An 18,876-nucleotide genomic window follows, 5' to 3' on the forward strand; every position below is an offset into this window, starting at 1 on the left:
TCTCGACTGGATCGGGAACGTCGCTGTGGAGCCGACTGCGGACGCACCGCGGAGCCTCGCGTCTCGCGGAGTCGCTCGCCGCGAGAAGGTCCGGGTGCGAGAATCGAACCCGCGTCTCAGCCTCCACAAGGCTGAAGGATAGTCCACTACCCTAACCCGGACACGCGTCGTCAACTACCTCGCTTCGATAAATAACGGTTACGACTCCCGGACGGGCGTGGCATCGAGTGGCGTCCGAGGCGGACCGCCCCGCCCGCGCGAGTCGCCCCCGAGGAGCCGGTCACCGCGTCGCTTTTGAGGGCTGCGGGCGTACGAACTGCCAACAGTGGCCTTTACCGACAAGATCTACGTGAAGAACCACCGGCAGCTCGCCTCCCAGCTGGAGGCGAACATCCCGAAGGGGGCGTTCGCCGGCGCGACCCTCGACCTGCTGTTCACCGGCGACGGCCTCTCGAAGCTCGACGAGACGACCCGCGACCGGGTCCTCGACTTCGCCGAGGACTTCCTCGACTGCGACTGCGACGCGAACCCCTACTGCGGCTGTCCGGAGGAGAAGTTCATGCGCTACGTCCTCGAACTGCGCGCCGAGGGGCTCGGCCCGCAGGCCATCGTCGACGTGATGACCGACGACTACATGGTGTACGCGTACACCGGCGACGTGCTCTCCTTCCTCGACGACTCCGTGCGAAAGCTGGAGGCCGTCGAGACCCTCGCCGACGTCGACGGGAACGAGGAGATGTCCGAGCGGGCGCGAAAGGCGAAGCGGGAGCTGTCCGGCTGAGCGTCCGCGCTCGTCCCGCGACGGGCGAGCGATTCGACCGGCCGTCGCCGTCCGACGACCCGCGGGTCCGCTTCCCGATGGCGGGGAGCGGCCGAACGGTCTAAGTGCGCGCACGCCCGAATTCGGCCAATGAGTCTTCGGCCCGCGTGGCTAACGTTCAGGCGATACGCGGCGGCGACGACGGGGATGACGCTCGTCCTCTTCTCGCTCGGCGTCTACACTGCGGCGACCGGCTCGGGACTGGCGTGTCAGGCCCAGTGGCCGCTGTGTTCCGACCAGCTGATCCCGGCGCTCACGATCAACCCCGACTTCATCGAGTGGTTCCACCGGGCGTGGGCGATGGTCACCGGCTTCCTCATCATCGGGGTCGCCGGGTGGAGCTGGCTCGGCTCCGGCTTCGACCGCCGGACTCGACTGGCGGCGACGCTGGCGGTCGCGATCCTCCCGGTTCAGATCACGGTCGGCGCGATCACCGTCACCCTCAGCGGACTCGTCCCCGGCGGGTACGCGGTGTCGACCCACGCCGCGCACCTGACCGTGGCGCTGACGATCTTCACGCTGCTGGCGCTCGCGACCATCTGGGGCGGCGGGCGCGGGAACGCGCGGCTGCTCCGCGCGGCCGCGGGCGTCGCGCTCGCCGGGGTCGCCGCCAGCGTGCTCTTCTCGCGAGCGGTCCCGTTCCTCACCTACGCGCCGCCCGCGCAGGCCGCCTTCTACATCGCCGGCCTCGCCGGGCACCTCGGGCTCGTCGCGACGGTCGCCTACGCGACGGAGGCGGTCCGGTCGGGTTACGACGGGCTCGGCGCGGGCACCGCGAACACCGTCCGCGCGCTCGCGATCGGGTCGATGGGCGCGCTCGTCGGCACGCTGCTGCTCGGCCGCGACCTCGTGTTGTACACCGCGACGTGGCAGCAGATCAACCTCGTCGCGCTGGGCGTCGCGGTCGCGCTCGCGGCGGGCGCGGCGTGGACGCTCCGCGGGGCCGACGAGGTGCGCGACGGCTCCGTGCCGATCGGCGGCGACTGATCGGTCGATCGCCGAGCGCGTCGCGGCCGCGGTCGAATCGGCGTCTCTCCTGAACGACCCTGTCAGACCCCCGCAGTTCGGCAAATATTGCTACTCCGCGGCCGAAACGTTGAAACCGTGATCAACCGACGGACGGTGTATGGACGAAAACCGTGCTGTGAACCGGCGACAGTACCTGACCGCGGTCGGTGCGAGCGGACTGGCGGCCACCGCCGGCTGTATCGGCGGCGGCGGCGGGGGCGGCGAGACGATCACCATCGGCTCCGATATCCCGTACGCGCCCTTCGAGTACCGCAACGAGGCGGGCGACCTCATCGGGTTCGACGTCGAGATCGCCGAGGCCGTCTTCGCCGAGCAGCTCGACATGGACTACGAGTTCCAGGAGACCTCCTTCGACGGGATCATCGCGTCGCTGAACAACGCGAACTTCCGCGTCATCATGAGCGCGATGACGATCAACGAGTCGCGCGCCGAGCGGGTCGACTTCTCGGACCCGTACTTCACCGCGTACCAGACCGTCCTCCTCTTGGAGGGCAGCGACATCGGCTCCCGCGAGGACCTCCAGGGCACGTCCGTCGGCGTCCAGCGCGGGACGACCGGCGAGGCCGCCGCCGAGGACCTCCAGGAGGACTTCGGCGGCGACCTCCAGATCGAGAGCTACGACCAGATCAACGGCGCGTTCGACGCGCTGCTCAACAATCAGGTGGACGCGGTCATCAACGACAACACCGTGAGCGCCTCGTTCGCCGCGGAGAACGAGGAGGTCGTCTTCCTCGAGGGCGACGGGGTCGCGGCCGACCGCGACGACGCGCCGCCGTACCTCACGCTGACGATCGAGGAGTACGGGATCGCGTTCCGGCAGGACGACGACGACTTCCGAGAGGAGGTCAACGGGGCCCTCGCGACGATCCGCGAGAACGGGACGTACGAGGAGATCTACAACGAGTACTTCGACGGCTGAGTCTCCGGACCTCGCCGTCTCTACCTGACATCACATGGCAACACAGACAGAATCGGAGTCGAGCGGCGGCGGCGTACTGATGCGCGACCGGCTGGTGAAGCGGGTCGGCGAGGTGGCCGCCGGGGGGTTCGTGCTGGCCATCGGGGGGTTGCTGGCCTGGATCCTCTCGACGCAGGTCGACTACAGCCTGCTCGCCTCGCCGCTCATCGCGCGGCGGTTCGCGGAGGCGTTCTTCCTCGTCATCCAGATCGTCGTGATCTCGAGTCTCCTCTCCGTGTCGCTCGGCGTCCTCGTGGGGCTCGGCCGGATCTCGACGTCGAACGTCACCGGACGGATCGCGAAGGGGTACGTCGAGTTCTTCCGCGGCACGCCCCTGCTGTTCCAGCTGTTCGTCATCTACTTCGGCGTGCCGCGGCTCTGGGCCACCGGCGAGTTCCCCTTCACGGACTGGGCGATCCCGGCCGCGATCATCGGGCTCACGCTGAACCACGGCGCGTACGTCGGCGAGGCGATCCGCGGCGGGATCGACGCCGTCCCGAACGGCCAGATGGAGGCGGCCCGGTCGCTCGGGATGTCCCGCGTGATGGCGCTGCGGCAGGTCGTCCTCCCGCAGGCGTGGCGCAACGCGCTCGCGGCCATCGGCAACGACCAGATCATCCTCGTGAAGGACACCTCGCTGCTGACCGTCATCGCCGTCCCGGAGATCATGAGCGTGTTCCGAAACATCAACAGCAACCAACTGGACCCGTGGACCCCGCTCGTGTGGGTGTGCGTGCTCTACCTCGCGATCACGATGTCGATGAGCCAGCTCGTCAACGGACTGGAGCGCCGGTCGGACTGGGGGTCCGACAGCCGGATGTTCGGTCGGCTGTCGGGGCTCGGTTCCGGCGACGACGACGGAGGTGAGGAGGCGTGACCGGTCCGCTCGTCGAGTTCGACGGCGTCGACAAGTCGTTCGGCGACACGCAGGTGCTGTACGACGTCGACGTCGACGTCGACGAGGGCGAGGTCGTCGTCGTCATCGGACCGTCCGGGTCCGGAAAGTCGACGCTGCTCCGGTGTGCGAACCGGTTAGAGGAGATCCAGGGCGGCGACATCCGGCTCGACGGCCAGTCGGTGATCGAGACGGACGTCAACGAGATCCGACAGCAGATCGGGATGGTGTTCCAGTCGTTCAACCTCTTCCCGCACAAGACCGCGCTGGAGAACGTCGCGCTCGCCCCGGAAAAGGTGAAAGGCGAGCCGGAGGAGGAGGCGAAGCGGGCCGCATCCGACCTTCTCGACCGAGTCGGGCTCGCCGATCAGGCCGAGTCGTACCCGGGCGCGCTCTCGGGCGGCCAGCAGCAGCGCGTCGCCATCGCCCGCGCGCTCGCGATGGAGCCGCGGGTGATGCTGTTCGACGAGGTGACGAGCGCCCTGGACCCCGAGCTCGTCGGCGAGGTGCTCGACGTGATCGAGGGGCTCGCGGCCGACGGGATGACGATGGTCCTCGTCACCCACGAGATGGGGTTCGCCCGCGAGGTCGGCGACAGGATCGTCCTGATGGCCGACGGCCGGGTCGTCGAGCGGACCGAGACGCGGTCCTTCTTCGACGGGCCGTCGACGGAGCGCGGCCAGCAGTTCCTCTCGCGACTCCTGTAGGTCGGGCCGCCCTCAGAGCTCGGTCACGACCTCGACGCCCCGCACGTCGTACTCGTCCATGGCGGCGAGCCGGTCGGACACCTCCGACAGCGACAGCTCGCGGGCGACCAGCCCGCCGGGGTCGATCCCCGTCGCCTCGATCAGCGCGAACAGGTCCGGGTAGCTCGTCGGGGGCATCCCGCGCGACCCGAGGAACGAGATCTCCCACCGGGTCATCCAGTCGGTCGGGAGCGACACCTCGCCGCGCTCGGCGTCCGTCGTGAGTCCCACCTGGACGTGCGTGCCCCGGGGGCGAAGCGACCGGACGGAGTTGCGGCAGGTCTCCGCGATCCCGAGGGCGTCGAGCGAGACGTCCGCGCCCCCGTCGGTCAGGTCGCGGACGCGCTCGGGGACGGCTCCGGCTGTCCCGCCCTCTTCGGCCGTCGCGTCCGCGTCGGCCGCGGTCGGGTTCACGGTCTCGTCGGCGCCGAGGTCGCTCGCGAGCGAGAGGGCGTCGTCGTCGACGTCGACGGCGATGACGCGCGCGCCGAGCGCCGCGGCGATCTGGATCGCGGAGAGGCCGACGCCCCCGCACCCGTGGACGACGACGGCGTCGCCGCCGCCGACGGTCGTCCGCTCGGCGAGCGCGTGGTACGCCGTCATGTACCGACAGCCGAGCGCCGCGGCCGCGGTCGCCCCCAGCCACTCGGGGCGCTCGACGAGGTTGTAGTCGGCCGCCGGGACCGCCACGCGCTCCGCGAAGGCCCCCGGGGCGGCGGCCTCGAACCCCAGCGCGCGCCCGTCCTCGCAGACGTTTCCGGCCCCGCGGCGGCAGTGCGGACAGGTGCCGTCGCCGAGCGAGAAGGGGACGACCACGCGGTCGCCCGGACGGAACCGGTCGACCTCGTCGCCGACGGCGACGACCTCGCCGGCCGGTTCGTGGCCGAGCACCTGACCGCGCGGGACGCGGTCGTCCGCCCACTCCCCGTGGCCGGACCAGGCGTGCCAGTCGCTGCGGCAGACGCCGCAGGCGTCGACGCGGACGACGGCACCGTCGGACGCGGGTTCGGGGTCGGGAAGCTCGCGGACCGCGAGCGGCTCGCCGTAGTCTCGCAGGATCGCTGCGCGCATGCGTCGATCCACCGGGGGAGCCGACAAAGGTCTCCCGGGAATCCCGGCCGCGGTCGGATTATTTCGCACGTTTTCGACTTGATCTCAGCGCATGACAAGTGATAGGCGAGTAAGGTTTATGATGGCAGAGTCGACTCGTTGACACGTGTCGCGACCGATGCAACGGCGCCCCGGGATCGCGTATCGACGGCCCGGGGCCGACCCCGCCCGGTTCGTGATCGAGGCGTCCGGGGAGCCGCGGCTGGACGCGCCGGAGCGCTCCGACGGCGGCTGGCTGGGCTGCGTGGCCGAGGAGGACCGGGAGCGGCTGCGAGAGGCGCTGCGGGACGGCGGCCCGGTCGACGTCGTGTACCGGATCGCCGCCGACGGGGAGCCGCAGTGGGTCCACGAGCGCGGGCGGCGGACGGAGAGCGGCGACGTGGTGGGGTACCTCTTCCTCGCCGACGAGCGCGTCGAGCGGCGGCGGCGGCTGGAGCGACAGCGGGAACGGCTCGAGGAGTTCGCGAGCGTCGTGAGCCACGACCTCCGGAACCCGCTCTCCGTGGCGGTCGGCAACGTCGAACTGGCCGACGAACTCGGCAACGAGGCGTCGTCCGAGCGGCTGGACCGCGCGCTCGACGCGCTCGGCCGCATGGACGACCTCATCAGCGACCTCCTGACGCTGGCCCGCGAGGGGAAGACGGTCCAGACCGCCGAGCCGACCGACCTGCGGTCGGTCGTCGAGCGCGCGTGGGGGACCGTCGGCGAGCAGTCCGACGCCGCGCTCGTCGTCGAGGGGTCCCTCGGGACGGCCACGTGCGACCCGGACAGGCTCCGGCAGGCGCTCGAGAACCTCTTCCGGAACGCGATCGAACACGGGACCCCCGACGAGACCGACCGCGCCGGCGGCGACGGGGCCGACGCCGACGACCGCGTCGCGCCCGGGACGTTCGCCCCGCGAGAGGGGTCGCAGGCCGACGGGGCCTCCGCCGACCCCGACGAGGTCGCGGTCCGTATCCGGGTCGGCCGGACGGGCGAGGGGTTCTACGTCGCGGACGACGGCCCGGGGATCCCCCCCGACCAGCGAGAGGACGTCTTCGAGCCGGGGCACACGACCGTGCCCGACGGGACGGGCTTCGGGCTCGCCATCGTCGAGCGGATCGCGGAGGCGCACGGCTGGACCGTCTCGGTGACGGAGAGCCGCGAGGGCGGCGCGCGGTTCGAGTTCTCCTGCGTGGAGTCGATCGAGGCCGCGGGGGCAGGCGACGGCGGCTCGGGGCCGAGCTCGCCCCGCCTCAGCGGCGGCGGGAACCGGTGACCGACGCCCGCGGTCGACTCACATGAAGTCCGTGAGCCCGGCCTGATCGTCGTCTTCCTCGTCGTCGGCCGGCTCGTCGGCGACCGCGCCGTCCGCCGACGCGGGCTGCTCGGTTTCGGTCGCGGTTCCGCCGGCGTCGTCGCCCGGCGACTCGTCGGCCGCGGCCGGGTCGACCTCGTCGTCTCCGCGGTCCGCCTGTCCGAGCGCGAACGCGCCGTCGGCGTGCTCCTCGATCAGCTCCTCGCGGCGGGCCTGCGCGTCCTCGACGATCGATTCCACCTTGTTCGTCGACTCGCCGGAGCCGGTGACGAAGGCGACGCCCTCCTCGTCGAGGTCGTAGGCGGCCGCCATCGCGACGGTCAGCTCGCGCGGTTTACAGTGGTGCGTGACCGCCTGGAGGAACGGTAACACCTCTCGTCTGGCGGTCGCGACGCTACACCCGCTCGCGGCCGCGATCTTCCCGACGACCTCGTCCGCGGTCGCGTCCGACGACGACCAGAACTGCGGGCGGCCGTACCGGGTCCACCCGCCCTTCTCGCCGTCGCGGGCGGCCGCGACCCCGGCGGCGGCGTTGTCGGTCGCGTACCGCCAGTAGGAGTAGTTCTGCGTGGCGCGGACGCGGCCGAGCCACACGTCGGCGTTCGCGAGGAAGTCGTACGCCCGGACCGCCTCCGCCGGCTCGTACACGTCGAGGAGGTTGTTCTCGATCCACGCCGTCAGGTCGTCGGGCGTCTCGTCGACGGCGTACGCCGACCGGAGCGCCTCCTCGGCGGACTCCTCTTTCAGCACGGCGTCGAGGAACGGGAAGAGTCCGAGCGCCTTGTCGCGGTCGCCGGTGACGACGTCTTCCACCGTGATCGAGTCGCGCCCCTGCGTCGCGGCCTGGAGGTCGTTGATCGCGCCCCGCAGGTCGCCGCGGTTCCCCTCCGCGATCCGCTGGAGGGCGTCGGACTCGAACTCGATCCCCTCCTTGCGGCAGACGTCGCGGAGGACGGGGACGATGGAGCGCGCGGAGACGTCGCGGAACTCGATCTCCTGGGTCGCGTTCCGGAGCCCGCGCGACATGTCGTAGTAGTCGTTGGCGATGAGCACGATGGGCTGGCCGGACTCCTTGACCAGCTTCGTGATCGCCGAGGCACCGCCGCGGTCGTAGTTGCCGTGGATGTTGTCGGCCTCGTCGAGGACGACGAGCTGCCGCGAGGCGGTGTCGCCGCCCGCCGCGCCGCCGCCGGCCGCGCTCCCGCCCAGCGTGGCGTTGCGCGCCGCCCGCCCGGCGAACCGCTCGATGACGTCGGCGGTGCGCTGGTCGGAGGCGTTCAGCTCCACCGTCTCCCACCCCATGTCGTTCGCGAGCGCGTGCGCCGCGCTCGTCTTCCCGACGCCGGGGCTGCCGTGGAGGACGACGGCCTCGCGATGGTCGTCCCACGAGCGGGCCCACTCCGCGAACGCGTCCCGGGCCTTGTCGTTGCCGCGCACCTCCGAGAGCGTGCTCGGGCGGTACTTCTCCGTCCAGTCGGCCATTACCGGAGCAAGGAGCGAGCCGCGTTTAGTGGTTGCGGAGCGGTGCCCGAGGGAACCGGCGGCCGCGGGCTCCCCGTGCGATTCTCGCCCCTGGTATTCGTGCCAGTAAGTACATAAGGGCGGTCCGCAAGGTTCCGGCCAACCAGCAGCCGACCCGAGCGGAGCCGCGGGACGCCCGGGGGTGAGACCGGGCGCTCCGCCTCCAGTCCGTCGGTGACCCGCTGGGTTCACCCTATGAAATCACGCACCCACTCCGACGCGGACGACCGCGCGGTGAGTCCCGTCATCGGCGTCATCCTGATGGTCGCGATCACCGTCATCCTCGCCGCCGTCATCGGGACGTTCGTGCTCGGCCTCGGCGATCAGCTGGGGCCCACCGCGCCGCAGGCGACGTTCACGGTCGACGGTAACGACTCGTCGGTGGTCAACGTCACGAAAACAGGCGGGGAGCCGCTCGATACGAGCGATCTGACGCTCTCGATCGACGGCACGCGGGCGAGCAGTAGCATCAATGATGGCGACTGGCAGACGGGAGAACGGAAGTCGCTGAACTACAGCAGCATCAGCCCCACCCCGAGCGGCGAGGCCACCGTCCGGATCGTCCACGACCCGAGCGGGAACTCCATCTTCGAGACCGCGTGGGACTTCAGCTGATCGCGTAGCCGGCCCTGCGTCGCTCTCGGCTTCGATTTTTCCGGCGCGTCGTGAGAACAGATGTCGTCCGGTAGCGGGTCGTCCGCGGTCGGACACCGCCGACCGAACCGCGCTCGGGAAGCGAGCCCTTCCGCGGGGACCGGCTACGACTCCCCGTCGGAGGGCGGCCGCTCCGAGAGCCGATCGAACCGGTCCTGCGCCGCCTCCGCGCGGCGCTCCGTCCGTTCGGGCTCGTACGTGGCGGAGTCGAGACGTCCGCCGCTGACCGTCACCGAGAGGATCGCGTCCGCGTGCCGTCCGTCCGACGGGAGCCGCGCGGCGTCCACCACCGCGTTCCCCACCTCCTCGCCGTCGCGTTCGAAGAACGCGGTCGCCAGGCCGTCCTCGACGCTGTCGACGATCGCGGTGTACTCGCCGTCGGGGAGGTCGACGTCGGTCACTCGTAGCTCACCTCCAAGACGCGTTCCCCGTCGGCGTCCGAGAGTGTCACCGTGTCGCCGGCGTTGTTCCAGATCGGCGACCCCGACCCCCAGTACAGGTCGGTGGCGGTGTCGGTCCCGCTCCCCGTCCGGAGCGTCACCGTCGCGCCCGCGTCGAGCGCGAAGCCCGACGGGAACTCGTAGCTCCGGCCCGCCTCGTCCGCGACGGTCCACCCGGACAGGTCGACCGGCTCGTCGCCCGCGTTCTCGAAGACGACGTACTCGCCGTTCAGGTTCTCGCCGTCGTCGCCCTCGGCGTCCGCGTTGACCGCCGCGACCTCGACGGCAGCGGCCGGGTCGGTGTCGTCGCTCTCGTCGGTGTCGTCGCTCCCGTCGGTGTCGCCGTCGGACTCGTCTCCGGAACCGTCGTCGACCGGATCGCCGCCGAGCCGGGCGCGTTCGACGGCGTCGTCGCCCGCGTCCAGTCCGATCGGCTCGCCGTCGCGGAGCGTCAGCGGGTCCGTGAGCGCGTCGCGCTGCGTCCGCACGGAGACGCCGTCGCCGTCGCTCACGAGGACGATCGACCCGTGCGTGGCGGTCCAGTAGGTCGGGATCGACCGGTCCGCGAACCGCTGGAGCACCTCCTCCGTCGGGTGCCCGTAGCGCGAGTCGTACGCGCTCGAGACGACGATGGCCTCCGGCGCGACCGCGTCGATGAACGAGCCGCTCGACGAGCTCGACGAGCCGTGGTGGCCGGCCTTCAGCACGGTCGACCGCAGCTCCGACCCGTACGCGTCGACCAGGTACGCCTCCTGATCGTCTTCGGCGTCGCCGGACAGGAGGAAGCTCGTCTCCCCGTGAGTGAGCTTGAGGACGATGCTGTTCTCGTTGCGGGCCTCGCCCTCGAGGTACGGGTCGGGCGGTCCGAGCACGTCGACGTCGACCGCGCCGAACCGGATCGCGTCGCCCTCGCGGGTCTCGTACAGCGTCACGTCGTGTTCCTCGACGGCGTCGAGGTACTCGGCGTAGGTCTGCGTGCTCGCGGCGATGCCGGAGTCGTAGACGGCGCCGACCCCCTCGGCCTCCGTCTGGAAGTGTTCGATGATCGCCGCGTTGCCGCCGATGTGGTCCGCGTCGTTGTGCGAGACGACGAGGTGGTCGATCCTGTCGATCCCGTGCTTCCGGAGGTACGCCAACACGTACTCGCCGTCGTCGTTGTAGTGGCCCGTGTCGACGAGCATCGTCTCGCCCTCCGGCCCGACGACGAGCGTGCTGACCGACTGCCCGACGTTGATGTAGTGGACCTCGACCGTCCCGTTCGCCGCCTCGACCGTCGCGTCGTCGCCCGCGTCCGGCCCCGTCGGCGCCTGCTCGCCGGGGACCGCGCCGGCGCAGCCCGCGAGAAAGACGATCCCCACGACGAGGAGGACGTGGAACGCACCGCCCGTTCGTTTCATGTTTCGTTAACATGCTACGAGGGCAAAGAGGTACGCATCCGTTAGCGATCCACACGTGAACGGTTCGAATACGGGCCGGGGGCTCCGTGAGGGACGGTAATCGGCGGAAAGCGGGCTCCCGGTTCCCGATGGCCGCCATCGGTCGCACCGGTTCTGCCGGAATCCGCCGTGTTTTCAGGCGCGACCCGCCAGCGTTCGAGCATGAGCGCGAACGCGACGTTCGACTTCGATCTGCTGGCGCGGTTGACGGACGCCCCCGGTCCGGCCGGGTACGAGGACCGCGTGCGCGACGTCGTGCGCGACGAGCTCCCGCCCGTCGACGCCGTGCGGACGGACGCGATGGGGAACGTCGTCGCGACCGTCCGCGGGAGCGCGGACCCCGACTACGAGGTGCTCGTCGCCGCGCACATGGACGAGATCGGGCTCATCGTGAGCGACGTCGACGACGACGGCTTCCTCTCCGTCGAGGCGCTCGGCGGCTGGAACCCGGACGCGCTCCGCGGGCACCCGGTCACCGTCCACACGCGGGAGGGGGACTACGACGGCGTGGTCGGTATCACCGCCGCGCACACGGCCGCCGACGAAGCGCCGGACGACTGGACGCTCGACGACGCGCACGTCTTCACCGGCCTCGACCCCGAAGAAGCGAATCGGCGGTTCGGCGTCGGCGACGTCGTGACGTTCGACAGCGACCTCCGGAAGCTCGGCGAGTGCGTCTCCGGTTCCTCGCTAGACGACCGGGCGGGGGTGTACGTCATGCTGAAGGCCGCGAGACGCGCGGACCCCGACGTGACCGTCCACTACGCCGCGACGGTCCAAGAGGAGGTCGGGCTGCGCGGCGCGACCGCCCTCGGGGTGGACGTCGACCCCGACCTCGTGGTCGCGCTCGACGGGACGCTGGAGCAGTCGTATCCCGGGGTCGACCCGTCGAACGCGATCTCGACGCTCGGCGACGGCGTCGGGATCAAGCGGAAGGACGCGACCGTCATCGCGACCCCGGGCGTCGCGGAGCGGTTCGAGTCCGTCGCCGAGAGCCGCGACGTCCCCTTCCAGCGCGAGGTGTCCTGGAAGATCGGGACCGACACCGGCGGGCTCCAGACCACCGGCGGCGCCCGGCCGGTCGGCGCGCTCTCGATCCCCGTCCGCTATCACCACTCCGCCGTCGAGACGGCGAACGTGAACGACGTCGAGGCCGCCGTCGACCTCCTCACCGCCTTCCTCGACACCGAGGACGGAACTCTGCGGTGAGTGTGGGGGCGACGTGTCGGCGAGCGGAACGGCTGGAGCGGCGTGCGACACGTGGGATTCGTCGAGGTCTCAGGGTACCGACGGGTCTGCGACCCGTGACCGAATGCGGAGGATACGTCCGTCAACCGCGATCGTCGGGGCTCTGGCAGGCGTTAGGGTTCGTCGTGTACCAGACGGACACGTCACCCGTGCGGGACTGCTCGATGTCTCCGACGTGGATGTTCAATCCGAGGCACGACGCGTCCACCGAATTGAAGTCGAACACCTCCCACTCCGAAGTCGGTTGCTCGTCGCGCCACGCGTAGAGCCGGCACCCCCCGACCTGGCTCGGGAACCCCTCGAAGGAGCCGCCGCCGGCCGCCGCCACGCCCGAGGAATCGTCCGCTTCCGGTTCGGCCGCCGAGACGTCCATCTCCGCCCAGTAAACCGGTTCCTCGTCGTCTAGTATCGCGACCGAGACGGCGTGGGGCCGAAAGTCGAGGTTCTCCACTTCGATCTCGCCGAGCGTGAGGTCGGGGGACGCGCCGCGGTCGAGGGCACTACACCCCGCGAGGCCGGCTGCGATCGCGCTTCCGCCCGTTTGGAGGGCCTTCCGGCGGGTCAGACGGACCATAGCGTCGAATGGATAAACACGGAGAAAAAGCTCGTGGCTGGCGAGGCAGGGCGAGGTGACCGGCGGCGCCTGAGGGTCCTGCGAGCCCCTCCCGCTGACGTTTCGTGTCTGTGCGCACGGCCGTGTCTACGCGACGAGTGGCCGATTCGTATACGTCCGCACGACCGACGACGGGTCGGTCATTTTCGGACGGCTCGCGGAAAATTTCGTATGGGACCGCTGAGAGTCGAACTCAGGTCATACGGACCCCATCCGCATAGGATACCACTACCCCACGGTCCCTGACTACACGCTGAAAAACGACGGTCCGGTAATTAAGGACTTCGCTTCACTTCTCGTCCGCCTCGCGCGGGACCACGAGGTCGCCGCCGTCGCGGACCGCGAGGCTCCCGATGGGGTCGCCCTCGTAGGCGGCCAACCCCTCGGCGCGGCCGAGGACGTACCCGTCGTCGGCAGCGCGAACTGTCGCGCGCTCTGCCCCCGCGGCGTCGACCACGTCGGCGAGGACGTCACCCTCTGCGAACGCGTCGCCGGCCGCGACGCGGTGGCGAACGAGTCCGGCGGCGTCGGTCGTCGGCCCGCGGAAGCGCCGCACGGGGAACTCGACGGGGGCCGAGTCGACGCCGACCCCGGGCTCGCCGACCGACTCGGGCACGGCGCCGTCGTCGAGGAGCCCCAGTTCGACCGCGACCCCGATCACGCCCGCGACGCCAGCGTCGAGGAGGCCGTCGTCGACGACGCTGTGCGCGCCCAGCTCCGCCGTGAACGCCGGGATGCCCGCCTCGTTGAGCACGGCCCCGGCCGTCGACCGCTGGAGGTTCTCTTCGACGTACTCGGCCGCGGGGTACTCCCTGACCACCGGCAGCCCGAACGCGTCGACGATCCGACCGAGCGCCTCGGAGAGGGCGGCCGCCTCGTCCTCGGTCCGGCGGTCGCCGTAGAGGACGCGGTCGCGGATCGCGAAGGGCTCGCTGCCGACGCCGGCGGTGTGACAGTCGATCAGCGCGTCCGCGGCGGCGTCGGCGCCGACCGTCTCGACGGCGAACTCGCTCGCGTCGTCCGGCCGCTCGCCAGTAATCGCGGCGTACAGTCGGGCGTCGATGCGCTCCTGAAGCTCCGGGGGACGGGCGGACTCCGCGTCGGCGTCGGGGAAGTGACGGTTCGGGTCCTCGTCGCCGTAGTACGTCTCCCTCGCGTTCCGACGCAGTCCGGCCGGGGAGACCACGGGGACGGCGACCACCGCGCCCGCGAGTCCTGCGAGGCAGTCGCCGAAGGCGGCGATCGCGTCCTGAACGACCGCGACCCCCGTCGCCTCGTCGCCGTGGACGCCGCCCGTGAGCCACAGCGTGGGTCCGTCGGCGGCGCCGTTCGCGACCGCGACCGGGAGCTGCTCCGCGCCGCCGGTCGGCAGGTCGGCGACCGTGAGCCTCCCGCGGTCGAGCGTTCCGGGCTCGGCGCTCGCGCTCCCGACAGCCACCGTTCCGCCTCCGTCCGCGTCCGGCTCGTCCATGTCCGCACCGGCGGACGGCTGGATTATAAAAGAACGCGCTCCAAGGCGACGACGGTCCCGCTCTCGGCGTCCGGGTCGCCGACGACGCGCCCGAGGCAGACCGCGGTGCCGTCCGGGGTGAAACACGCGGCGAGCGGCGGGTCCGGGTCGGCTTCGCCGTCAGTCGGCGCGTCACCGCGGAGTCCCGGCGGGAGTGCCGCGTCGTCGACGTCGATCACTCCGGGGGCGTACACCGGTGCGCCGGTCGCGACGTTTTCGGCGGCGGAGCGCGCGACCGTCACCGCGGGGAGGTGCGTCAGCGCGTCCTCCGCCGGGCGGACCACCTCGCGGAGCATCTCCTCGTCGCCGTCCTCGGCCCACGCGAGCGCGTCCACGAGGTCCTGAAGCGTGCGGAGGTCGCGGTCGTCGAACGGGTCGGTGGCGCTGCGCCGGAGGTGGCCCATGTGCCCTCCGATGCCCGCCGCGAGGCCGATATCGTGACACAGCTTCCGCACGTACGTCCCCGACTCGCAGCGGATCCGGAGGAGCGCCCGCCGGTCGGCGACCTCCAATAGATCCAGCTCGTGGATCGTCCGCGTGCGCAGCCGGCGGCTCACGGCGCTCTTCCGCGGCGGCTTCTGGTAGATCTCGCCCTCGAACTCCGCGACCACCTCGCGGAAGTCGGCGGGCGGCGGGCCGTGGAGCTCCAGCACCGCGACGTACTCCTTCGCGCCCTCGAGGAACACCTGCGCCATGCGCGTCGCGTCGCCGGTCAGCGTGGGGAGACAGCCGGTGACCTTCGGGTCCAGCGTGCCCGAGTGAGCGACGCCGCCGGTCGGCGGCCCCTCGGGGTCGAGCGCGTCGAGCGTCTCGTCTATCGCGTCGCGCACCCACGCCGACACCTGGTGCGAGGAGGGACCGGCGGGCTTGTCGAGGTTGACGACGCCGAACCGCAGCAGCTCCGGGACCGACCGCTCGCCGGGCGGGGCCCTGAGCGGGTCGGCGTCGGTGTCGGAAGCGTCTGTCATGCGGGAGCGGGGTCAGAAGTCGTACGAAACGCCCTCGACCGGGGACTTCCCCTCGTCGTCGGCGGGGTCGTACGCTTCGACGGTCGCGACGAGGACGTCGAGGAAGCGCTCGGGGCCCCAGCGGGCGGTGTTGTACGCGGCGTCGTAGATCGAGAGGTCCTCGATGTCGATGTCGTAGTACTCCCGGTACCGCTTGCGCTCGGACGCCTCGCGGCGCTCCGTCTCCGTCCGCGCGCGGTCGACGCCCTTCGCTTCGCGCTCGGCGATCCGCTCGGCGCGGACCGACAGCGGGGCGTCGAACCAGAACCGGAAGTCGGCGTGTTCGGCCGCGAGCCAGCCGGAGAGCCGCGATTCGAGGACCACGTCGTCGCGCTCGACGGCGATCTCGCGGAGCCGACGGTCGAGGTCGCGGTCGATCTGCGGATCCTCCTCGGCGAACTCGTTGAACTCGACCGGCGTCATGTCGCGTTCGGCCGCCATCTCGCGGAAGATATCGCCGCCGGAGACGTGCCCGAGACCGAGCGCGTCCGCCAGCTGTACGGCGTTGGTGCTCTTCCCGCTCCCCGGCGGGCCGGAGACGGTGATCAACATATCACCAATCCGCGGGTGTCGTTCAAAACGGTTGTCGTTCCGCGCCGCGACGCCGCGGTCGTCGACCCGGCGTCGACGCACCGCCGAACGAGGTCACCGTTCGGAGTCCGCGGTCGCGGCCGTCATCGACCAGACCGCGACGAGGCCGAGCAGGAGCGCGGGGACGAGCGGGAGCGCCAGGTACGTCGCGAAGAAGGGGAGCCCGAACCAGCCCGCGACGTACGGGTACGCGTAGATGATCCCCGGGATGACGAGGACGCAGGTGAAGAGGACGGCCGTCAGCGCCCACCCCTTGCGGCCGAAGCCGTCGGCCGCCGGTTCGTCGGTGGGCGCCGCCGGTCCCCGGGAGCCGTCGCCGTCGCTCGCGTCGGCGTCCTCGGTTCCGGGGGCGTGGACGTACCCGCCGTCGGGGGTGCCGTCGGCGGTCGCGTCCGCGTCGGCGTCGGTCTCAGAGCTCACTGTCCGGTTTAACCACCACTTTGCCAAAGCCCTCACGGTTCTCTATCATCTCGTGTGCGCGCGCCGCCTCGCTCATCGGGAGCACCTCTCGGACGCGGGGCTCGAAGGTGCCGTCCCACACCAGCTCCAAGACGTCGTCGACCTCGCCGGGCGTCGCCATCGTCGAACCGAGCACCGACAGCTGGTTCCAGAAGATGCGGTTGAGCCCGGCGCCCGGGTTCGGGCCGGTGGTCGCGCCGCAGGTGACGAGTCGGCCGCCCTTCGCCATCGACTTCAGCGAGTTCGGGTAGGTGGCCTCGCCGACGTGGTCGACGACGACGTCGACGCCGCGCTTGCCGGTCAGCGCGGCGATCTCGTCCGCGAAGTCGTTCGCCTCGTAGTCGATCGCGTGGTCCGCGCCGCAGTCCTCGGCGTGCGAGAGCTTCGCCTCGGTGGAGGCGGTCGCGAACACCTCGCAGCCGGCGTGGTCGGCGATCTGGACCGCCGCGTGGCCGACGCCGCCGGACGCCCCGAGGACGAGCACCTTCTCGCCCGCCTCGATGTCGGCGCGCGTCTGGAGCATCCGCCACGCGGTCTGGAAGACGAGCGACGCGGAGCCGGCGACCTCCCAGTCGACGCCGTCGGGGACGGGGACGAGGTTCGCCGCCGGGACCGCCGCCTTCTCGGCGTGGACGCCGCGGACGTGCTCGCCGATGATGTGGAAGGAGACGCACAGCGACTCCTCGCCGTTGCGACAGAACTCGCACTCGCCACAGGAGACGCCCGCGCTGACGGCGACGTGGTCGCCCGGCTCGAAGCGCGTCACGCCCTCGCCGACGGCCTCGACGACGCCCGCCGCGTCGCTGCCGGGGATGTGCGGCATCTCAACGTCGATGCCGGGCATCCCGCGCCGGGTCCAGACGTCGAGGTGGTTCAACGCGCCGGCCTTGACGTCGACGAGCACCTCGCCGCGGCCGGGGTCGGGGTCGGGGAACTCGCCGTACTCGATCACGTCGCGGTCGCCGTGGTCGGCGAACTGAACGGCCTTCATGTCCGGACCCTTCCCCGGGACCCACTAAACAGTACGCCTCACGGAAACGAGCGTCGCGCCGGTGGAACGGGCAACGACCAGCGGGAGCCGACGGCGGCTGGCGGGCGCTGACGGCCGCCAGCGAGGGCTGCTAGCGCCCGGAGGGGAGCGGCCCGCGGCGACCGTGCGAACCGCCCACAGCGACCCGACCGTTCCGTGATGTTTAAGTACTGAAGGGCGGAGTTTACGAACGCACGAACTGTAGGGGCGTCGGGCCCCGAGTCCGAGAGGGCGATGATACAACGCGGGTTGCGGTAGCCAAGCCTGGCCCAAGGCGCAGGGTTGCTAACTCTGTGGCGTCACTGCCTCCGGGGTTCGAATCCCCGCCGCAACGCTCGAACGGACGAGTACCGCCGGATTCGCGCCGGTAGGACTCACCACAACCAACACATGAGCACGGAAGAATCACAGGACGACTCGCCGGAGGAGGAGGAAGACCTCCAGTACTTCGTTCGGATCGGGGGGGCGGACCTCGACGGGACGAAGACGGTCGAGCGAAGCCTGTCCGAACTCGACGGCATCGGCACGCGCACGGCGCGGCTGGTCGCCGAGAAGGCCGACGTGGACAGAAACGCCACGTTCGGGCTCCTCGACGAGGAGGACATCGACGCGGTGGTCGACATCGCCGAGAACCTCGAAGACCACGTCCCGTCGTGGATGACGAACCGACAGAACGACTTCTTCACCGGAGAGACGACGCACCTCGTCGGCACCGACGTCAACGAGAAGCGCCGTCACGACATCAACCGGATGAAGGTCATCGAATCGTACAAGGGCGTGCGCCACAAGCGCGGGCAGAAGGTCCGCGGCCAGCGCACCAAGTCCACGGGTCGCTCGGAGGGGACCATCGGGGTCAACGTCGAGGAGATCCGCGAGGAGATGGCGGACGAAGAGGGCGGTGACGACGAATGAGCACCGGAAAGAACACCAAGGGCTACGAGACGCCGAACCACCCGTACCAGGGCGAGCGCATCGCCGAGGAGTCCGACCTCCTCTCGCGGTACGGTCTGAAGAACAAAGAGGAGTTCTGGCGCGCCCAGTCCGAGCTGCGCAACATGCGTCGGGAGGCCCGACGGCTGCTCGGCGAGGCGCAGGGTGACGTCGACGCCGCCCAGGACGCCGGCGCGGAGTTCGTTACGCGGCTCCGCCGGATCGGCATTCTCGGCGACAACGACGACATCTCGACGGTCCTGTCGCTCGACGTGACCGACCTGCTGGAGCGTCGCCTCCAGACGGTCGTCTACCGACAGGGCTTCGCCTCCTCGACCCAGCAGGCCCGCCAGTTCATCGTCCACGGCCACATCACCGTCAACGGCGCCCGCGTCACGCGCCCGTCGGTGAAGGTGGACGTCGACGACGAGGGCGCCATCGCCTTCGACGAGACGAGCCCGCTCGCGGACGATCTCCACCCCGAGCGCGCGGAGTCACAGGAGTAACCAACCATGAGTGAATCCGAGGACGGAAAGTGGGGCATCGCCCACGTGTACGCGTCGTTCAACAACACGCTCATCA

General features: G+C 70.7%; 20 protein-coding genes, 3 tRNA genes and 1 pseudogene. 12 read left to right on the top strand and 12 right to left on the bottom strand.

Features of this window, described 5'->3' with window-relative positions:
- Positions 1–88 precede the first annotated feature (88 nt).
- Positions 89–161, bottom strand: a tRNA-His gene (locus Q0116_RS09005).
- Positions 162–325: 164 nt separating this feature from the next.
- On the opposite strand from Q0116_RS09005, the gene Q0116_RS09010 reads away from it, so the two are divergent.
- The 5 genes from Q0116_RS09010 to Q0116_RS09030 all read left to right on the top strand — a co-directional run bounded on the left by Q0116_RS09010 (position 326) and on the right by Q0116_RS09030 (position 4,409).
- Positions 326–781, top strand: coding sequence for a DUF5814 domain-containing protein (locus Q0116_RS09010; protein WP_297887104.1), 456 nt, complete (start codon positions 326–328; stop codon positions 779–781).
- Positions 782–910: 129 nt separating this feature from the next.
- Positions 911–1,807, top strand: coding sequence for a COX15/CtaA family protein (locus tag Q0116_RS09015; RefSeq protein WP_308214395.1), 897 nt, complete (start codon positions 911–913; stop codon positions 1,805–1,807).
- A gap of 139 nt (positions 1,808–1,946) precedes the next feature.
- The gene (locus Q0116_RS09020; RefSeq protein ID WP_297887107.1) at positions 1,947–2,768 is read left to right on the top strand and encodes a basic amino acid ABC transporter substrate-binding protein; all 822 of its coding nucleotides are present in this window, start codon (positions 1,947–1,949) and stop codon (positions 2,766–2,768) included.
- A 79-nt stretch (positions 2,769–2,847) separates the two neighbouring features.
- On the top strand, positions 2,848–3,684 hold the full coding sequence (locus Q0116_RS09025) for an amino acid ABC transporter permease (RefSeq protein ID WP_049930713.1): 837 nt from the start codon (positions 2,848–2,850) through the stop codon (positions 3,682–3,684).
- Positions 3,681–4,409 (top strand): amino acid ABC transporter ATP-binding protein, encoded by a 729-nt coding sequence (locus Q0116_RS09030; protein WP_297887110.1) that lies wholly within the window; start codon positions 3,681–3,683, stop codon positions 4,407–4,409. The genes Q0116_RS09025 and Q0116_RS09030 overlap by 4 nt, the downstream gene beginning before the upstream one ends.
- A gap of 12 nt (positions 4,410–4,421) precedes the next feature.
- Here Q0116_RS09030 and Q0116_RS09035 read toward each other — a convergent pair whose 3' ends face one another.
- Positions 4,422–5,519, bottom strand: coding sequence for a zinc-binding dehydrogenase (locus Q0116_RS09035; RefSeq protein WP_297887112.1), 1,098 nt, complete (start codon positions 5,517–5,519; stop codon positions 4,422–4,424).
- Positions 5,520–5,664: 145 nt separating this feature from the next.
- Here Q0116_RS09035 and Q0116_RS09040 point away from each other — a divergent pair, with 145 nt between their 5' ends.
- Positions 5,665–6,816: a PAS domain-containing sensor histidine kinase gene (locus tag Q0116_RS09040; protein ID WP_297887114.1), complete on the top strand. Its 1,152-nt coding sequence runs from the start codon at positions 5,665–5,667 to the stop codon at positions 6,814–6,816.
- 18 nt (positions 6,817–6,834) lie between these two features.
- Here Q0116_RS09040 and Q0116_RS09045 read toward each other — a convergent pair whose 3' ends face one another.
- On the bottom strand, positions 6,835–8,337 hold the full coding sequence (locus tag Q0116_RS09045; protein WP_297887117.1) for a replication factor C large subunit: 1,503 nt from the start codon (positions 8,335–8,337) through the stop codon (positions 6,835–6,837).
- 234 nt (positions 8,338–8,571) lie between these two features.
- Between Q0116_RS09045 and Q0116_RS09050 the strand changes: the two genes are divergently transcribed.
- Positions 8,572–8,991 (top strand): type IV pilin N-terminal domain-containing protein, encoded by a 420-nt coding sequence (locus Q0116_RS09050; protein WP_297887119.1) that lies wholly within the window; start codon positions 8,572–8,574, stop codon positions 8,989–8,991.
- A gap of 143 nt (positions 8,992–9,134) precedes the next feature.
- Here the strand turns inward: Q0116_RS09050 and Q0116_RS09055 are convergent, their stop codons facing one another.
- Both Q0116_RS09055 and Q0116_RS09060 read right to left on the bottom strand, forming a co-directional pair.
- Complete coding sequence (locus Q0116_RS09055) at positions 9,135–9,431, bottom strand: DUF3006 domain-containing protein (RefSeq protein WP_297887121.1); 297 nt, start codon at positions 9,429–9,431, stop codon at positions 9,135–9,137.
- Positions 9,428–10,867, bottom strand: a complete 1,440-nt coding sequence (locus Q0116_RS09060) for a lamin tail domain-containing protein (protein WP_297887123.1) — start codon at positions 10,865–10,867, stop codon at positions 9,428–9,430. Before Q0116_RS09060 ends, Q0116_RS09055 begins: the two co-directional genes overlap by 4 nt.
- A gap of 201 nt (positions 10,868–11,068) precedes the next feature.
- Here Q0116_RS09060 and Q0116_RS09065 point away from each other — a divergent pair, with 201 nt between their 5' ends.
- Complete coding sequence (locus tag Q0116_RS09065) at positions 11,069–12,115, top strand: M42 family metallopeptidase (RefSeq protein ID WP_297887125.1); 1,047 nt, start codon at positions 11,069–11,071, stop codon at positions 12,113–12,115.
- 121 nt (positions 12,116–12,236) lie between these two features.
- Here the strand turns inward: Q0116_RS09065 and Q0116_RS09070 are convergent, their stop codons facing one another.
- The 7 genes from Q0116_RS09070 to Q0116_RS09100 all read right to left on the bottom strand — a co-directional run bounded on the left by Q0116_RS09070 (position 12,237) and on the right by Q0116_RS09100 (position 17,325).
- Positions 12,237–12,728, bottom strand: a complete 492-nt coding sequence (locus tag Q0116_RS09070; protein WP_297887128.1) for a hypothetical protein — start codon at positions 12,726–12,728, stop codon at positions 12,237–12,239.
- Positions 12,729–12,939: 211 nt separating this feature from the next.
- A tRNA-Pro gene (locus Q0116_RS09075) sits at positions 12,940–13,010 on the bottom strand.
- A 46-nt stretch (positions 13,011–13,056) separates the two neighbouring features.
- Positions 13,057–14,238 carry a succinylglutamate desuccinylase/aspartoacylase family protein gene (locus Q0116_RS09080; RefSeq protein WP_297887131.1) on the bottom strand — a complete coding sequence of 394 codons (1,182 nt, stop codon included), beginning with the start codon at positions 14,236–14,238 and terminating at the stop codon, positions 13,057–13,059.
- 23 nt (positions 14,239–14,261) lie between these two features.
- The gene (locus Q0116_RS09085) at positions 14,262–15,245 is read right to left on the bottom strand and encodes an RNA-guided pseudouridylation complex pseudouridine synthase subunit Cbf5 (RefSeq protein WP_297887134.1); all 984 of its coding nucleotides are present in this window, start codon (positions 15,243–15,245) and stop codon (positions 14,262–14,264) included.
- A gap of 12 nt (positions 15,246–15,257) precedes the next feature.
- On the bottom strand, positions 15,258–15,836 hold the full coding sequence (gene cmk, locus Q0116_RS09090) for a (d)CMP kinase (RefSeq protein ID WP_297887137.1): 579 nt from the start codon (positions 15,834–15,836) through the stop codon (positions 15,258–15,260).
- A gap of 93 nt (positions 15,837–15,929) precedes the next feature.
- Entirely contained in the window at positions 15,930–16,295 is a 366-nt protein-coding gene (locus Q0116_RS09095; RefSeq protein ID WP_297887140.1) for a hypothetical protein, read from the bottom strand.
- Positions 16,285–17,325: a zinc-binding dehydrogenase gene (locus tag Q0116_RS09100; protein WP_297887142.1), complete on the bottom strand. Its 1,041-nt coding sequence runs from the start codon at positions 17,323–17,325 to the stop codon at positions 16,285–16,287. The genes Q0116_RS09095 and Q0116_RS09100 overlap by 11 nt, the downstream gene beginning before the upstream one ends.
- Positions 17,326–17,612: 287 nt before the next feature.
- Between Q0116_RS09100 and Q0116_RS09105 the strand changes: the two genes are divergently transcribed.
- From Q0116_RS09105 to rps11p, 4 genes and pseudogenes are all read left to right on the top strand, one after another.
- Positions 17,613–17,698 (top strand) — tRNA-Ser (locus Q0116_RS09105).
- A gap of 56 nt (positions 17,699–17,754) precedes the next feature.
- The gene (locus Q0116_RS09110; protein WP_297887144.1) at positions 17,755–18,276 is read left to right on the top strand and encodes a 30S ribosomal protein S13; all 522 of its coding nucleotides are present in this window, start codon (positions 17,755–17,757) and stop codon (positions 18,274–18,276) included.
- A complete protein-coding gene (locus Q0116_RS09115) occupies positions 18,273–18,800 on the top strand; it encodes a 30S ribosomal protein S4 (RefSeq protein ID WP_006112313.1) in 528 nt (175 codons plus the stop codon). The genes Q0116_RS09110 and Q0116_RS09115 overlap by 4 nt, the downstream gene beginning before the upstream one ends.
- 6 nt (positions 18,801–18,806) lie before the next feature.
- A pseudogene (gene rps11p, locus Q0116_RS09120) lies at positions 18,807–18,876 on the top strand (30S ribosomal protein S11); the annotation flags it as partial.

Source organism: uncultured Halorubrum sp., assembly GCF_937146585.1.
Classification (GTDB): Archaea; Halobacteriota; Halobacteria; order Halobacteriales; family Haloferacaceae; genus Halorubrum; species Halorubrum miltondacostae.

Bases quoted from the DNA above. Each gene is read 5' to 3' on its own strand.
- Q0116_RS09070 (WP_297887128.1), bottom strand. From the start codon at position 12,728: ATGGTCCGTCTGACCCGCCGGAAGGCCCTCCAAACGGGCGGAAGCGCG.
- Q0116_RS09080 (WP_297887131.1), bottom strand. From the start codon at position 14,238: ATGGACGAGCCGGACGCGGACGGAGGCGGAACGGTGGCTGTCGGGAGC.
- cmk (WP_297887137.1), bottom strand. From the start codon at position 15,836: ATGTTGATCACCGTCTCCGGCCCGCCGGGGAGCGGGAAGAGCACCAAC.
- Q0116_RS09025 (WP_049930713.1), top strand. From the start codon at position 2,848: ATGCGCGACCGGCTGGTGAAGCGGGTCGGCGAGGTGGCCGCCGGGGGG.
- Q0116_RS09085 (WP_297887134.1), bottom strand. From the start codon at position 15,245: ATGACAGACGCTTCCGACACCGACGCCGACCCGCTCAGGGCCCCGCCC.
- Q0116_RS09060 (WP_297887123.1), bottom strand. From the start codon at position 10,867: ATGAAACGAACGGGCGGTGCGTTCCACGTCCTCCTCGTCGTGGGGATC.
- Q0116_RS09035 (WP_297887112.1), bottom strand. From the start codon at position 5,519: ATGCGCGCAGCGATCCTGCGAGACTACGGCGAGCCGCTCGCGGTCCGC.
- Q0116_RS09050 (WP_297887119.1), top strand. From the start codon at position 8,572: ATGAAATCACGCACCCACTCCGACGCGGACGACCGCGCGGTGAGTCCC.
- Q0116_RS09115 (WP_006112313.1), top strand. From the start codon at position 18,273: ATGAGCACCGGAAAGAACACCAAGGGCTACGAGACGCCGAACCACCCG.
- Q0116_RS09020 (WP_297887107.1), top strand. From the start codon at position 1,947: ATGGACGAAAACCGTGCTGTGAACCGGCGACAGTACCTGACCGCGGTC.
- Q0116_RS09110 (WP_297887144.1), top strand. From the start codon at position 17,755: ATGAGCACGGAAGAATCACAGGACGACTCGCCGGAGGAGGAGGAAGAC.
- Q0116_RS09015 (WP_308214395.1), top strand. From the start codon at position 911: ATGAGTCTTCGGCCCGCGTGGCTAACGTTCAGGCGATACGCGGCGGCG.
- Q0116_RS09045 (WP_297887117.1), bottom strand. From the start codon at position 8,337: ATGGCCGACTGGACGGAGAAGTACCGCCCGAGCACGCTCTCGGAGGTG.
- Q0116_RS09065 (WP_297887125.1), top strand. From the start codon at position 11,069: ATGAGCGCGAACGCGACGTTCGACTTCGATCTGCTGGCGCGGTTGACG.
- Q0116_RS09100 (WP_297887142.1), bottom strand. From the start codon at position 17,325: ATGAAGGCCGTTCAGTTCGCCGACCACGGCGACCGCGACGTGATCGAG.